This window comes from Asaia sp. W19 (assembly GCF_003994335.1).
Classification (GTDB): Bacteria; Pseudomonadota; Alphaproteobacteria; order Acetobacterales; family Acetobacteraceae; genus Asaia.
The window spans coordinates 1-14,711 of the sequence record NZ_PNQZ01000005.1 but is presented as its reverse complement, the minus strand read 5'-3'; the positions used below and the strand labels follow the sequence as shown (position 1 = coordinate 14,711).

Annotated in this window: 12 protein-coding genes, 1 tRNA gene and 1 rRNA gene; 5 read left to right on the top strand and 9 right to left on the bottom strand. The window is 58.0% G+C overall.

The window, feature by feature from the left end; translation table 11 throughout:
* Positions 1-21: 21 nt before the first annotated feature.
* The 5 genes from C0V97_RS00935 to C0V97_RS00915 are packed head-to-tail and all read right to left on the bottom strand — an operon-like array spanning position 22 to position 4,463.
* Positions 22-1,992 carry a transposase domain-containing protein gene (locus tag C0V97_RS00935; RefSeq protein WP_127099835.1) on the bottom strand — a complete coding sequence of 657 codons (1,971 nt, stop codon included), beginning with the start codon at positions 1,990-1,992 and terminating at the stop codon, positions 22-24.
* Complete coding sequence (locus C0V97_RS00930; protein WP_127099833.1) at positions 1,989-2,819, bottom strand: hypothetical protein; 831 nt, start codon at positions 2,817-2,819, stop codon at positions 1,989-1,991. The genes C0V97_RS00935 and C0V97_RS00930 overlap by 4 nt, the downstream gene beginning before the upstream one ends.
* Positions 2,819-3,271, bottom strand: coding sequence for a hypothetical protein (locus C0V97_RS00925; RefSeq protein WP_127099832.1), 453 nt, complete (start codon positions 3,269-3,271; stop codon positions 2,819-2,821). The genes C0V97_RS00930 and C0V97_RS00925 overlap by 1 nt, the downstream gene beginning before the upstream one ends.
* Positions 3,271-4,161, bottom strand: a complete 891-nt coding sequence (locus C0V97_RS00920) for a ParB N-terminal domain-containing protein (protein ID WP_127099830.1) — start codon at positions 4,159-4,161, stop codon at positions 3,271-3,273. The genes C0V97_RS00925 and C0V97_RS00920 overlap by 1 nt, the downstream gene beginning before the upstream one ends.
* Complete coding sequence (locus tag C0V97_RS00915; protein WP_127099828.1) at positions 4,158-4,463, bottom strand: helix-turn-helix domain-containing protein; 306 nt, start codon at positions 4,461-4,463, stop codon at positions 4,158-4,160. Before C0V97_RS00915 ends, C0V97_RS00920 begins: the two co-directional genes overlap by 4 nt.
* A 197-nt stretch (positions 4,464-4,660) precedes the next feature.
* On the opposite strand from C0V97_RS00915, the gene C0V97_RS00910 reads away from it, so the two are divergent.
* The 4 genes from C0V97_RS00910 (at position 4,661) to C0V97_RS00895 (ending at position 9,044) form a co-directional block, all read left to right on the top strand.
* Positions 4,661-5,395 (top strand): LexA family transcriptional regulator, encoded by a 735-nt coding sequence (locus tag C0V97_RS00910; protein ID WP_127099826.1) that lies wholly within the window; start codon positions 4,661-4,663, stop codon positions 5,393-5,395.
* A complete protein-coding gene (locus tag C0V97_RS00905) occupies positions 5,392-6,018 on the top strand; it encodes a hypothetical protein (RefSeq protein ID WP_127099824.1) in 627 nt (208 codons plus the stop codon). The genes C0V97_RS00910 and C0V97_RS00905 overlap by 4 nt, the downstream gene beginning before the upstream one ends.
* Before the next feature lie 492 nt (positions 6,019-6,510).
* The gene (locus tag C0V97_RS00900) at positions 6,511-7,494 is read left to right on the top strand and encodes a hypothetical protein (protein WP_127099822.1); all 984 of its coding nucleotides are present in this window, start codon (positions 6,511-6,513) and stop codon (positions 7,492-7,494) included.
* Between the two features lie 458 nt (positions 7,495-7,952).
* Positions 7,953-9,044: a hypothetical protein gene (locus C0V97_RS00895; RefSeq protein WP_127099820.1), complete on the top strand. Its 1,092-nt coding sequence runs from the start codon at positions 7,953-7,955 to the stop codon at positions 9,042-9,044.
* Between the two features lie 11 nt (positions 9,045-9,055).
* Here the strand turns inward: C0V97_RS00895 and C0V97_RS00890 are convergent, their stop codons facing one another.
* A complete protein-coding gene (locus tag C0V97_RS00890) occupies positions 9,056-9,508 on the bottom strand; it encodes an Lrp/AsnC ligand binding domain-containing protein (protein ID WP_127100060.1) in 453 nt (150 codons plus the stop codon).
* 140 nt (positions 9,509-9,648) lie between these two features.
* Here C0V97_RS00890 and putA point away from each other — a divergent pair, with 140 nt between their 5' ends.
* Positions 9,649-13,218, top strand: coding sequence for a bifunctional proline dehydrogenase/L-glutamate gamma-semialdehyde dehydrogenase PutA (gene putA / locus C0V97_RS00885; protein WP_127099818.1), 3,570 nt, complete (start codon positions 9,649-9,651; stop codon positions 13,216-13,218).
* 36 nt (positions 13,219-13,254) lie between these two features.
* Here putA and C0V97_RS00880 read toward each other — a convergent pair whose 3' ends face one another.
* From C0V97_RS00880 to rrf, 3 genes are all read right to left on the bottom strand, one after another.
* The gene (locus tag C0V97_RS00880; RefSeq protein WP_127099816.1) at positions 13,255-14,046 is read right to left on the bottom strand and encodes an alpha/beta fold hydrolase; all 792 of its coding nucleotides are present in this window, start codon (positions 14,044-14,046) and stop codon (positions 13,255-13,257) included.
* Between the two features lie 273 nt (positions 14,047-14,319).
* A tRNA-Met gene (locus C0V97_RS00875) sits at positions 14,320-14,396 on the bottom strand.
* A 35-nt stretch (positions 14,397-14,431) separates the two neighbouring features.
* Positions 14,432-14,546 (bottom strand): 5S ribosomal RNA (gene rrf / locus C0V97_RS00870).
* Positions 14,547-14,711: the final 165 nt, after the last annotated feature.

Sequence of the window (14,711 nt, the reverse complement as noted above, 5' to 3'; positions counted from 1 at the left end):
GTGCGAATGAAATACTTCGCGTCAGTCGTCTGAACTGATCACCTGAAAACGCTGACGGTCCGGTCGAACCATCTCGTTATACTTCTCCAAATACAGATCCTCTTCCGAGGCTTCGCGCAGCGCCAGGGCTGCGTTGCCTCGCGTCGGGGCCGATCCGGGAGAGAACACGGGGCGCACAACTTTCGCCTCGATTGGCTCGTCGCTCTCTTCCGTGTAGTTCGCCGTGATCTGCGCAACTTCTGCGATCGACATCTTGAGCTCGGCAGCCAGAGCCTCTTTCGTCGCCCGCTTCCACTGTTTGCGCGCACGATTGTGGTCCTGTGCAGCCGTCCGGTCGGAGAACCCTGCCGCCTCGATGCAGGCTGCCGACGCCAGATAAGACCCGTTCGAGTGATAGACGTGGATACCGGCGTGGTAATCCTGAGGATCGAACCGAACGACACACATCTCGCCCCTGACCTGGAGAAGCTCTTCACACCAGTAGCGATTGCCCGCGAACTTGATCTCACCCCGCACCTTATCGGCACGGATGGATTCCGCTGCCATCAGCCACAGGCGGGCCTGCTCTTCCGTTGCCTTGCGGATCTGCACGTTCTCATAAGACGCCTTGAACGCCTGAAGGAACGAAAGCTTGCCCCCGCATGTCTTCGATTTGCGGCCCGTGCGGGCATTATGCTCGCGGATCTCGGCGGCAATCGTCGTGAGGAACACGTCGAGCGGAACAGCATGACTGCCATAGTTCTCCGGCTTGTTTGTCGGGCGGTTGCCGCTATAGGCTCCCGCAAATGCCGGATGCTTCGCGATACGCTGCGCAAAATCTCTCCAGGCGCGCTCGATCGGCTTGGACTGGCCTGAGTAGGGCGTCGTCCATCGCACATCGACCCCCAGCTGAACCATGATCCCGTCCGGCTCCTCGTCACGCACCTTGAAGCGGTATCGTGTCGGTGTGCCGCCCGTGAGCCACTTGGACGCGAAGTTACGGCCGTTATCGAGATAGCAGCGCTCAGGGATGCCCCATTCCGAAACCATATCCCCAAACGCCAGACGCACGACCTCGGTGTTTTCCGAGCGATCGACGCGCCATGACAGGATCATGCCCGAATAGAGATCCTGAAACCCGACCATGACAGGACGGCCCACCGTGCCATCCGGCCACTTGACGAACACATCCCATTCGTGACCGTCCGCGTTCACAGCCTCAAGGGCATAGAAGAACGTCCGGTCGCGCTCCTGGGGTGGAAACTTCCTGGTCAGCGCTTCCTGTCCGTCACGGCCAAGAATGAGAATGGCAGGATTCAGCTTCTGAAAGCGCCTCAGAAGGGTCTTTGCTGAAGGTATCGGCAGCTTCTCTGCCTTCGCGAGACCCTCGGCACGGCTGTAGCAATCCGAGAAATTCGGCTTTTCCGGGCGCAGATAGTCCGCACGAATAAAATCCCAGATCCGCGAAGCGCACTCTGCCTGTTCGGTAAAGCGGCTGTATTTCGGCGCCAGTGCCGGAAGCCAGTCACACCGGTTGAGGCCGCGCAGGTCGCGATACCAGTTATTGATAGTCGTGTGACCGACACCGGCCTCCTGTGCCACCATCATGATGGCGTAGGTCTTGCGTGTTCCCGAGGCGCACAGCGTCTCCACCGCCTGAATGACGGACAGGGCCTTGATCGCCTTGGCCTTGTGAACGTCAGGCAGGGCTTCGTAACGGCGCCATAGCTCTTCCTTCTCGCGCTTCTCAGCCTGTGTCGGCTCCGCTGCCTTGTGAGCCGCCACAGCGAGCTTCGCACGGGCTGCAAGCGGGAGAACGTAAGGCGTGAACTCGTATCCGCCGCCCGCACCCTTGCGCTTGCGCCAGGTCAGGCCTTCCTTTTCCGGGGCGAGCCAGTTCTGGGCATTCGCGCGGTGCTGCAGGGCGCGTTTTGTCGTCGGCACGTCGGGCAGTCCCATTCCGGCCAGTTCGGCCAAAGTGAACCAGGCGTGTCCTGTTTCGGCGAGGTTCATGCGCCCCTCCACGAAAAGGCAAGCTCATTGAACTTGGCCTGAAATTCACCAAAGGTGATTTTCCCGGCCAGAGCTTGGTCAACGAACACGCGAAGCTCTTTCAGAAGAGCATCAGGCGCGCCTTCACTGGCAACCATATGCCCACGTGGCTGTCCCTCGGCCCACAGCTCCGCCCAGTGCCTGGACCGCCCTTCTGACGGATCTTCGAGGCCGGTTTTTCCCTTGACGGCATCCTTCACAGAGCGATCGGCAAAATTATCTCTGCGAGCATCTGCTTCGTGCAAGGCGGCCAAATGCTTGCGCACAGCTTCAGCATTTAGCCGAAGACCAGCAGGCTCGACAGGCAACGATTTATGAGACAGATCCAAGACCACAGCCGTCATAAGCTCTGCGGTCATACGCTCCAAACGGCTTGGAAGCTCCGCGTTTTGCGCTCCACTTCTTCCGAGCGATGCCAGCGCCTTACCAATGAGCCGTGCTGCCTCATGTATCTCTGCATCCGCGCGCATTGCCCTGAGATGCCGCTGCAAGGCCGTGCCCTCGCCGCCATTAACCTGTGGGTCGTTAGGATTAGCATTTGTTGCTTTTCGACCCGAATCCCGACGGATAGGCTGGATTTGATCCCTATGAACGTTCCATGCGCTGGGCGTCGTCGCTCGATATGTGCGATCAGAGCTCCACCGCTCAAAGTCGAGATAAAGCCCCTCGGCGATGTAAACCTTGAACATGTCGGGCAGATCGGTTTCTTCAAACTCGACGACGATACCGAGCACCCCGGCCTCGCAAGGCTGAAAATCCATCTTCGTATAGTAAGCAGTTCTGATCATCACCGCCCCCTGACACCGGCACGCAGCTTGCGCACACGGGCCTCGACATTGCGTTTGTGCTGTTCCAGATGCGCCAGCTCGACGGCTGGCAGATACTGGCGATCGATCACCGCCCAGCCATGATCGGCTGCGACGAATTCCAGAAGCCGCCTGTCCCGCGTGACGTGGAGCAGCGCATCGAAGCGCGGCACCGAAATCACGTGATCGTCCCGACTGGGCGAGGCATAGGCGTTCAGGATATTCAGCGAGATCTTCACATCCAGATAGCTGCTCATCCCCTCGGCGATCTCAGGCCGTGACATCCCTGATCCGTCACAGGCCAGAGACACCGCCCGGCTCAGACGCGACTGGAACGAGTTGCCCCGGATAAGACGTGGGTCGAACTCGGCAAGTGCGACCGGCGCGGACCAGTCGAGCAGGTCCATCTGTGCCCTGGTATGAATGGTCGGCATCAGGCAGCCTCCTTACGCACCGCACCCGGCAGGTGGGGAGACAGGAAATCGATGATCGTGTCGCGCTGGTAGGTCGATCCCTTCTCCCATGCCGCCTCGAAGGCGACAGAGGGCATTTGACCCGCAGCGTGGCGCACGATCTGCTCCTGCTCTTCCGGGTCGCATTTGCGCCAGAAGGCCAGAAACTTCTCCAGCTTTCCCGCCGGCTCAGGCTTAGGCTTGCCTTCGATCTGGCGCATGATCTCGCCGACCTGACGGATATCCGGCAGTTGGGGGATGGCTGCCAGCACCTTACGCTGGAGATCGGGCGTCAGCTTGGCCAGCGCATCCAGCTGCGACCCGCTATCGGCCAGCCAGGTATGGGCGATCTGATGACGCACATCCGGAGCAATGCCCTGAAACAGCAGGACGGCACGGCGAACCGTTCGCTCGGAAACGCCAAGCTTCTCTGCCGTGACTTCCGAGAAGGATGGGATCAAGTGGCCAAGCTTGTCCACTTGATCGGACTTCCTGTCACCACCATGCTTCGCCTCGGGGTGAAGCTCCTCATAAACCTCCTTGCGGCGTGCAAGGAAGGTCGCGCGGTCCAGTGGCGAAAGCTCACGGCGGAACAGGTTTTCATCAATCTCGAGCAGTTGCGCCTGAAGGTCGTTGGCCACAACCACGCACGCCATGATGGCTTGATGACCAAGCGAGATCACCGCATTCAGGCGATGCCCACCTGAGATCAGCGCATACTTCCCACTACGCCCGATCTTGCGCAGCTCGATCGGCTGGCGGAGGCCATGCTCCTCAATGCTTGCGGCAAGGAACGAGACATAATCCGTGTCGATCGAGCGCAGGCGATCGCCCATGTCGATCAGCTCGATTGCAATCTCCTGGACGTTCATGCTGCCGCTCCGTTTCTACGGAGATCGGACACCCGCAAAGCCGTATTGGTTCTGGCCATACGAGTGGAAACAGGAGTGCCGTCAGCATGATACCGATCGGGAAACGCAATCTCGGGCTTGAGCCCAAGCTCTTCACAAATGCGTTGTTCCAACACGATCGAGTGGCCCGGCTGGCTGATCACGGTGGCAACCGTGTTCTGGTGTTTGCCCAGTTTGCGGCTCAGCGCGGCCATGGTGCCGTACTTTTTGCGGATCGCAGCACGGATGTCTTCCGCGTGCATTCCGCATGGCTTCTGTGCCATAAGGAGACTCCTTCAAAACAGCCGGGCTGCCACCCGGCTTCATTTTTCACTCCGAAACGCGTGAACGAGACGAGAGAGAACGACGTGAGAATACGCGAAAGAGAACTCCGCGCAATCTCTTTTGAGCACTTCCCAGTTCTCAAAAGAGAATTTTCTGTGGATAAGTCCGCAAAATCCTTACGCGGCAAGGGCTTTTGATGGCTGACCCTGCTCCGATCTCAAACTTCCCAGATCTCAAAGAGAACTGGGAAGTGTCCGATGTCGCTGACCGCCTCAAGGAAGCCGTCCGCGCATCAGGAGGCAACAAGGCGGTCTCGTTGAAATCGGGTGTCCCATTGAGCACTTTGAATGGCTATCTAGCTGCTCGAAGAGAGATGGGCGCTTTGCCTGCCGCCAAGCTTGCTAGGACATGTGGCGTATCGCTCGACTGGCTGCTCTTCGGCGAGGGCGAGGCTTCCGCGCCTGCACCGGCTGCAGAGACCGCTCGCGCCGATGTCGCCATGATCCGCTACTACCCGGACATCCAGGCCAGTGCTGGCTACGGTATGCTTGGGGCCGATCAGGTGCGTTGCGAAGAGATCGCTATTCCTTCAGGAATTTTAGAAGACCTGCGACTACCCGCCAAAGATGCAATCATGATCTGCGTGTCTGGCGACAGCATGTCACCAACCCTAATGCCGCATGATCGCATCATCATTGACGCAAGAATGTCTGATTACCTGTCGGGTATTTATGTATTCGTCTCTGACGGAACTGTTCTAGTAAAGCGCATCTCGCTCGGCCCAGATGGATATGCGGATATCATCTCGGATAACGATCGCTACCCTTCAAAAGCAGTGCAGAAAGACCGCTTCCACTGGGGCAAACCCCAGACAAGCGACGCCATCACCATCATAGGCCGCGTCATCTATAAGATGCAGAGGATGTCATGAGCGAAGAAGAACGTCACGTCACTGAGTATGACGATGTCAATGAAGATGAGAGGGAGATCCCTTTCGACGAATATCCCTATCGAGTTCCTGCAAGGTATTTCGATGCTTTGGGTAGATTTTCCCATACGTTCGCGGAAGCAGAAACCGCATTACGCGATCTTCTGCAGAGTGAATCAGATATTGATACAAAGGTCTTCCGCGTAGTTTACGATAATGCCCCCGTCGGTAAGCTCATTAACAACCTCGAAGATATCAGGAAAGCCAGAGCTATTTCGGACACCTGCAACATATCGGCAGCTATTTCCCAATTATCCGTTATTTCGCAGGTTAGAAACGCAATATTACATAATGGGGTTCGCTCGGATGAAAACGCGCGCTTGTATGCACTTCGAGGTGGAAAGCTTCCTCCAACGCGTGAGATAAATGCTTCGCCTGAAATTTTAACGGCGATGCAAGAAGACTTAATCGCTATCCAACATTGTTTCTGCGCCCGCATTATTGAAAAGCAGGCACTAGGAACACAGAACGATATCCCTGAAGTGTTCTCGGCTATTTTTGACTCTGTTCAGAAATGCGCTTCCTCTCCATGGCAGTATAAACCATCTCAAGGGAATAGGATGTAACTGCTACATCCTCGGTACAGGAATGATTGAGTGCCCAACTACCTGCATCGAGCATTCCTTGGGACACGTGAATCTTACTCTCTTCGCTGGGGAGATCGCTTTCTAGGTCAGTCATCATCACATGCCTCTACGTTGATACCTGATTCTAATCGGCTGACCGGCGAAGTTGTACCAAAATTTTCAACGGTGTTTGAATGCCCCTAAAACGCTTTTGAAGCAGTCGGTTCAAAATCCGCAACTCTTCCAAGCCTCGTGTCCCACTGCCTCCCTCAAGAACCAGATAATTAAGTGCCCGTAATGCGACTTTGTTCATGGACGGTCTGCTGACTGATCGCCCGAAACGGATGAAACCTAGCCGCGTCAACCTTTCACGCGTCCCACGGTATCCCCGACTATCCCGCGATATGCCGGGTTACCTCTCTTCCCATTTCTTCCATCTCTCTGTCTTTCCTCATCGGTGACCTCTCCCAGACGATCAATCCCATCCAGATCATGCTGCGTAGCATCCATATCGGCAATCTGATGTTGATGGGCCGCATCCGTGACTGGGCAGAAGAAACAGAGCATCTTCAGTCCGGCTTCTATGCGCCTGTCAGGGCCTACTACAATATACCCGACCTTGAATTCCAGAATATCGACTTCCTCAAGCTCTCCGTACCAGCTCGTGCAATTCCTGAATCGAAACTCGATGGACCGCCCTCGGATGCCATCGATCTGGATCCGTCCGAAACCCAGTTCGACGACCAAACCTCAATTTCTGCAAAGGCGACTGTGCTGATTGACGACGTGCCAGCGACAGCCACCTTCGGCACCGCGACCGTTATCGGTTCCATCCCGTTCTCTTTGCAACGGGACCATCGCTGGCCTGTCATTGGCCGGTTGGCTGGAAGCAAGGATTCCTCACCCGACCCGCGCACGGAAGCGGTCGTCCTCATCCCGTCCATCAAAATTGGACGGACAGTCCTGACAAACCAGATCATGACAGTAACGCGTTCAGATACGGTTCTGATTGGCTTGCAGCAACTGAGCCGTCTCCGTCATCTGACGATGACCAACCGTCGCCTCAGCTTCGGCGCCTCAGCGCCAATCTCATGCAATCTGCGGCCTGTCGTCAGCAGCTTCAGGTCCGGGGTCAGCATGTATCTTCTGTTCCCCGTGTCCTATTCACGAGGCGATACCCAGGCAATCATCGGAACAGAAGACAATGCTCCCGATCTTCTGACGGTCAATATCGCCAGCTTCTCCGGTAATATGGCGCATCGCAGCAGGACAGAATATCTCGGCACGGCCTATGGTCAGCGCGCCCACGAGACATTCATGCAAAGTGATACCATCGAGATCGCCGGGAAGAGTCTGCACTCCAGCGTGAGATACCAGATCGGCAACCCAGCCGACCTGCCTGTCATCTCAATGGCGGCGCTCAAGACACTAAGCTTCTCCTTCGACCTGCCTGAGAGCATGGCCTGCCTGCGCTGAGCAACCAGGGTGCCTCACCTGTCCCTCGGGGAGCCAGATAGTCTCCTCCGGAATACAGGTGGAGCCAGAAACACCGGGAGCGGCCGACATCCTGCTCTCCCGCACTGCGGTCCGCGTCACTTTTGAGTCAAAACGGGTTCCGAAACATGCGCTTGTCTCGACTACTCCTTCTCACGACCATGGTTGGAGCACCTTTTCTCTATGCGGCTTACCCCGCCCATGCTGGGAACTCCCCGTCAGAAACGCCAAAAGGGCCAGTCCATTTCTTCGAGACAGACCTGCTGACCACCGACAAACGAGGTAGAACCACGCTTGCCGCGAGCGATACCCGAGGCATTCTCTCCGCCCTCGAAGCAGGGGATACTAGCCGACTGGTCACGATAAGAAATTCCCTCGAAAGAACTCCTGGTCCTGAACCAGCCTTCAATATGATGCTGCTCGCCCTATGTGATGCCTCCATGGCCCGGACTCAGGGTGACCTCTTCCACGCCGATCACATCATTCAGGAAGCACTACGCCGCGCAGCCCCATGGAGTAACCCGGCTCAGAGCGTCAATCCGTTCAATTTCATGCTCGTCACATTCCTGACCGGCGACCTTCTTCTTGAGAACCGCCTTCCCGAATGGGCAGGTGGAAAACGATTCATTGATCGCGCTTTTCGCACGCCCCTCGTCGCCTTTTACGACAAACCCGACCTTGTCCTCACAGACCTTGATCAAGTCACCCTTTCAGTTCCGGAATCAGGCGTGCTCCCAGTTGAAGTCAAAGGGCCACGCAGCGATGAGGTCTCCTTCAATCCGTTCCAGACGCTCGTCGATGGTGTGACAACGGCGACGGCCGGCACTCTGATCGATCTGGACGGAAGCCAGGTGCATGCGGTCATCAATACAGGCAGTGTCCTGGGAGCAGTACCTCAGGCTTTGCAGCGCAGTCATCATTGGCCGGTGGTCGGCACTGTCTCATCACTGCGCGACGACACGATACAGGCCGAAAAAGCCGATCTCGTGCAGGTTTCGAGCCTGACCCTCGGTCATACGATCTTTCACAATCAGCTCATGATCGTGGCAAAAACCAGCCATGTCGTCATTGGCCTTCAGTCCCTCGGCGTCCTGATCCATGTCGTCATGACGGATCACGGCATGAGTTTCGGTCCGGACGCTCCGTTTTCCTGCCATCGTCATGCCGCGCTGCAATCGGATATCGGGGGGCTCGATGCCGCGTTCCTCCTCCCTGTCTCCTATGACGGCCAGCGTCGTCTGGCTGCACTGATGACAGGCGATAATTCCCCAGAGCCGCTGGTAATCCAGCGCCCCACGCTCGCTGCTCAGGCTGGGATGAAGACCAAACAAAAATTCGAAACCGGTACCGGCATGATCAGTGAAAACGCAGTTCTGCATCGCACTACCCTGCGTCTGGACCATCACAATGTGCAGGCCCGCATACGCTATAGGGTCGGGGATTCCACGAAGCCTCCCATCCTGACGATGTCCGCTCTCGAGGGCGCGAAACTCTCTTTTGACCTCCATCAGGGCGTTGCGTGTCTGGACTGACGGCACTGCCCTCAAATCGGCAGTTCCAGATCCGCCTTTACCTCTTCCATGACCGTGTAGGTATGCGTCTGTCTCACGCCGGGCAGACGCGTCAGGGTTTTGCCTAAAAACGCCCGATAGGCGTTCATGTCCCGTACGCGCGCCTTGACCAGATAATCGAACCCGCCCGCCACCATATAGCATTCGCTCACCTGAGGAATGGCACGCACCGCCTTGGCGAAGGAGTCGAAGATATCGGCGCTCGTCCGGTCCAGCGTCACCTGCACGAAAACGAGCAGACCAAGATTGACCGTCTCTGGTTCGAGCCGCGCCATATAACCTCGTATTACCGCGGCCTGCTCGAGTTTCCGCACTCTCTCGAGCGTTGCTGCAGGGCTCAGATGGATCATGCGTGACAGCTCGACATTCGTGATCCGCCCGTCCTTCTGCAGTATTCTCAGTATCCTGCGATCCATCTCGTCCAGCGTCATGGCGTCCCCAAACTTTAATTCGCCTACCCACAGAAACACAGAATAATAAACGGCTCAAACATCAATCTTCCAGAGCTCATTTTGCTGAAGCCGCCTTAAGGGATCATAAACAACCAGCAACGATATGGCCTCGCATGACCGCTCCTTTTTCTGCCTTCCGCGCGATCGTCCCTGAACGCTCCCCCCTGCGTCAGGCCATCACCGACCATACGCGCGCGCCGGAAGACGCCCGCGTCACGCAACTGGCAAAAGAGGCCACGCTCGATCCCGCACAGGCAGAAACCGCGCGCGTGACGGCACGTGCCCTGGTCGAAGCCCTTCGTCGCAATGGCACACCGGGCCTCGTTCAAGGACTGATCCAGGAATATGATCTCTCCTCGCAGGAGGGGGTGGCGTTGATGTGCCTCGCCGAGGCGCTTCTGCGCATTCCCGATATCGCCACACGCGATGCCCTCATCCGGGACAAGATCGCAACCGGCAACTGGCACGGCCATATCAGCCGCAGCACGCCGCTTTTCGTCAATGCGGCCACATGGGGTCTGATTGTTTCGGGCGGCTTCCTCTCCAGCACGCAAACAAGCCGCCTCCCGAAAACGCTCGATAACTTGCTCAAGCGATGCGGCGAGCCTGTCATTCGTCGTGGCGTAGACATGGCCATGCGTCTCATGGGCGAGCAATTCGTCACCGGCCAGACCATCGATGAGGCTTTGAAAAACGGCCGCAAGCTTGAGGAGAGAGGCTTCCGCTACTCCTACGATATGCTGGGCGAAGCCGCGATGACGGCTGAGGACGCCGAGCGCTATTACCGGGACTACGAAAACGCCATCCACGCGATTGGCAAGGCTGCAAGCCGGCAGGGCGTCTATCGCGGGCCAGGCATTTCCATCAAGCTCTCAGCGCTTCATCCTCGTTATGCCCGCCTGCAACGCGAGCGCGTGCTGACTGAGCTTCTTCCCCGTGTGACCCAGCTTGCCCATCTCGCCTGCTCCTATGATATCGGCTTCAATATCGACGCTGAAGAGGCGGATCGTCTCGAGCTCTCGCTGGATCTCCTCGAAGCCCTGTGTTTCGATGAATCGCTCAAAGACTGGAAGGGCATCGGGTTCGTGGTGCAGGCCTATCAGAAGCGTGCGCCCTTCGTGCTGGACTGGATCATCGATCTCGCCAGACGTAGCCAGCACCGCCTGATGGTCCGCCTCGTCAAAGGCGCCTACTGGGACAGCGAGATCAAGCGCGCCCAGAGCGACGGCCAGAGCGACTTCCCCGTCTACACCCGCAAGCTGCATACCGATATCGCCTATATTGCCTGTGCGAAGAAACTGCTGGACGCGCCGGACGCCATTTTTCCTCAATTCGCGACCCATAACGCCCAGACCCTGGCCAGCATTCACGCCTATGCAGGCTCCGAATTCTCCGTCGATCGCTATGAGTTTCAGTGTCTGCACGGTATGGGCGAGGGGCTCTATAACGAGGTCGTCGGCCCGAAAAAGCTCGACCGCCCCGTACGCATTTACGCGCCGGTCGGTACCCATGAAACGCTGCTCGCCTATCTGGTCCGCCGCCTTCTCGAAAACGGCGCGAATTCGTCGTTCATCAATCGCATCCAGGATGAAACAATCTCCGTGGATGAGTTGAGCACCGACCCGGTTACCCTCGCCCGGGCAACGCCACCTGCCTATACCGTACCGCTCCCCCCCGCGCTTTACGGTGACGAGCGGCTGAATTCGCGTGGTTTCGACCTCTCCGACGAAAACACACTGAGCCAACTCGCGCGGGTCTTCCTGGCCCCCGACCCGCATCTGACGAGCACACAGGGAACGCCTGTCCGCAATCCCGCCAATCGAGACGATATCGTCGGGCATATAGGCTTTATGGGTACGGCCGACATCGAAAACGCCATCGAGCAAGCGCAAGCCGCTTTCCCGCTGTGGCGCGATACACCGGCCACACAGCGCGCAGCGCATCTCGAGAGAACAGCAGAACTTCTGGAGGCCGATATGCCTCGCCTCATGGCGCTTATCATGCGCGAGGCGGGCAAGACACTCGCCAATGCCGTGGCCGAAATACGCGAGGCTGTCGATTTCCTTCGCTATTACGGAGCGCAGGCACGCGGCGCGCTGCAAGATGCCGCGCCTCTCGGTCCGGTCGCCTGCATCAGCCCCTGGAATTTCCCCCTGGCTATTTTCCTCGGTCAGGTATCGGCCGCCCTCGCTGTGGGCAACACCGTTCTCGCCAAACCTGCGGAAGAAACGCCCCTCATTGCCCGCGAGGCCATCCGCCTCCTGCATGAGGCCGGCATTCCGCAAAACGCGGTTCATCTTATCCCGGGCGAAGGCGCAGCTGGCGCGCAGCTCGTCGGCGATCCACGCATCACCGCCGTGCTCTTTACCGGCTCCACCGACGTTGCTCGTTTGATTCAAAAACAGCTCGCGGGTCGTCTGAACAGCGATCTGACCCCTGTGCCATTCATCGCTGAAACCGGCGGTCAGAATGCCCTCATCGTTGATAGCTCAGCCCTGACAGAGCAGGTCGTCGCCGACGTACTGGCTTCTGCCTTCGATAGTGCGGGCCAGCGCTGCAGCGCCCTGCGCCTGCTCTGCGTGCAGGAGGAAAGCGCAGATCGCGTGGTCACCATGCTCCAGGGAGCAATGAGAGAGTTGCGAACAGGCACGCCCGAACGCCCCGAAACCGATATCGGCCCGGTTATCAGCGCCGAGGCCCAGACCATGATTGCGGATCATATCGCAACGCTCGGGGCTCAGGGTCATCGCGTCTATCAGACCTCCCTCGCGCCTGAGGTCCAGTCCGGCACCTTCATTCCCCCGACCCTGATCGAGATCAACGCAATATCCGACCTTAAGAAGGAAGTGTTCGGTCCCGTCCTGCATGTTCTGCGCTACCGCCGCGAGGATATCTCGCAGGTCATGAGGGCTATCAATGCGACAGGCTACGCCCTGACTTTCGGCGTTCATTCCCGCATCGATGACACGATCGAAACCCTCAAGGCCCAGAGCCATGCGGGCAATATCTATATCAATCGCAATCTCGTGGGTGCGGTCGTCGGCGTACAGCCCTTTGGTGGCCACGGACTTTCCGGTACGGGCCCAAAGGCGGGCGGCCCACTCTATTTGCGTCGCCTGCTCGCCCAGCGCCCAGCTCTTCCTGCCGAGTACACAACCGCCCTCCCGAGCAATGCCCGGCTCTTCGCTGACTGGGTCGCGACGAGCCTCTCCGAGACCGTGCTTCCTGCTCCCGACACCACCTTGCTGGGCCTCTCTCTTTCCCTGGCGGGACCGGTAGGCGAGACAAATCTCTACAATTTGGCTCCCAGAGGAACGGTCCTCTGCGCTGGCCCCACGACCCATGATCTGTGCACACAGATCATGGCGGGACTCGCCACTGGCAATCGCTGTGCCGTGCCGGATCAGCTCCTGTCCGGGCTCCCCGAATTACCGCCCGGTTTTGACGCTCTCATCGTCAAAGCGGAGAGTGTCGAAACACTCGACGTCGCCCTGGCAAACGGGGATAAGGCATTCCGTCGTGCGCTCGGCGCTGAGCTTGCCACACGTCCCGGTCAGATCGTCTCCCTGCATGCACCCGACATGTCAGGCCACTACCCGCTAGAATGGCTCGTGCTGGAATACGCTTGCAGCACGAACACGACCGCCGCAGGCGGAAACGCCGCCCTGATGGCGCGCGTCTGATACCAATATCGCCGGAGCCAGGCACTCCGGCGATATTCAGACGGACTCAGCGATAAAACCGGCAACCTTTTCCGGGTACACGACCTCTGCATCATGCGGCACCGCCTCAGAGCGATAATGCCAATCGCTCCGGGACCGCGCATAGGCGCGGCTGGGTTCTATCGATGCCAAAGCAGGATTTTCATAAGCAATATAGGTCACCGGCAATCCATGACCCGGTTGATGGCTCAGCCGAGCCTGGGTCTCATAGGTCCCCACCGGGTGAGGCCGCAAATGGGCGTAAAACCAGTCCTTGCGTTCAGGATCAGGGAAGGAAATCGCAGATTCGGGCGGAACAGGAAATGCAACGTCAGCCCCTTTCGTATGGGCTCGCTCGCGCCGTGTGTCGGCCATGCCGACAGGCAAGATATCGAAAGCCGTCTTCCCGTTTTGCGCCACCAATGCGTCGAGATAGATCAACCTGCTCACACGCTCTCTCAGCCTGTCGGCCACGCAGGTGACCACCATGCCGCCATAGGAATGCCCGACGAGCACGACATCTTCCAGATCCAGCATGTCGATTGTGGCGATGACGTCCTCTATGTGCGTCTCGAGCGTAATCTCATGGGAGAGGAGATGGGCCCGATCCCCCGTGCCGGTCAGTGTCGGAGTAATCACGTCGAACCCGCGCGCTGTGAGCAATGGTGCGACGAAGCGCCAGACCCATCCGCCGCAATTCAATCCATGGACGAGCACGACCGGTCGGTGCATTGGTGTTCCTTCGGCGGCGGAAATTCCCCCGAGTGCGGCGGCTATGGGGAGTCCTGTCAGGATCTCACGACGCTGCATCTTACGACTCCCTGCTTCGACAGAGACGTCATCTTCTCATGACATATTCCGCTTGCTCAAGAGAGCGTTGTTACATCTGCCAGTCTTGTGATGCCTGCGCGCCGTTTCTAACCCTCTGAGAGTGGTTTGCGTCGAGGCCAACCTGTGCGGCTCATGCCACGCCTCTATGCTATGCACGTTCTATGTGCAGGGCGAGCAGGCATACACTTGAGCGCATGCTAAGCGCTATGCACTACGCTGCTGAGTACGTCTGTATCTGTATGTGTGGGGATTTGGTTGCGGGGGCAGGATTTGAACCTGCGGCCTTCAGGTTATGAGCCTGACGAGCTACCGGGCTGCTCCACCCCGCGAGGGTGGTGGGGTGTTTTGTGGGGTGGATCAGGGGACCTGGCGGCGACCGACTTTTCCGCATCTTGAGATGCAGTATCATAGGCGCTGGGGCGTTTCACGGCCGAGTTCGGGATGGGATCGGGTGGAAGTCTCCCGCCATAGCCACCAGGTCTTCTGATCCACCCGACAACTATGTGTCGGTGTGGAGGTTGGTGTTTGGTATGATGAGTGTGTTTACGTGGATGATTGCTATGCATGTGTATGCTCTCTTTGTGAGAGCGTTGTGTGAGCGATATGGGCGATTAGGACCGGTTAGCTTCACGTGTTACCACGCT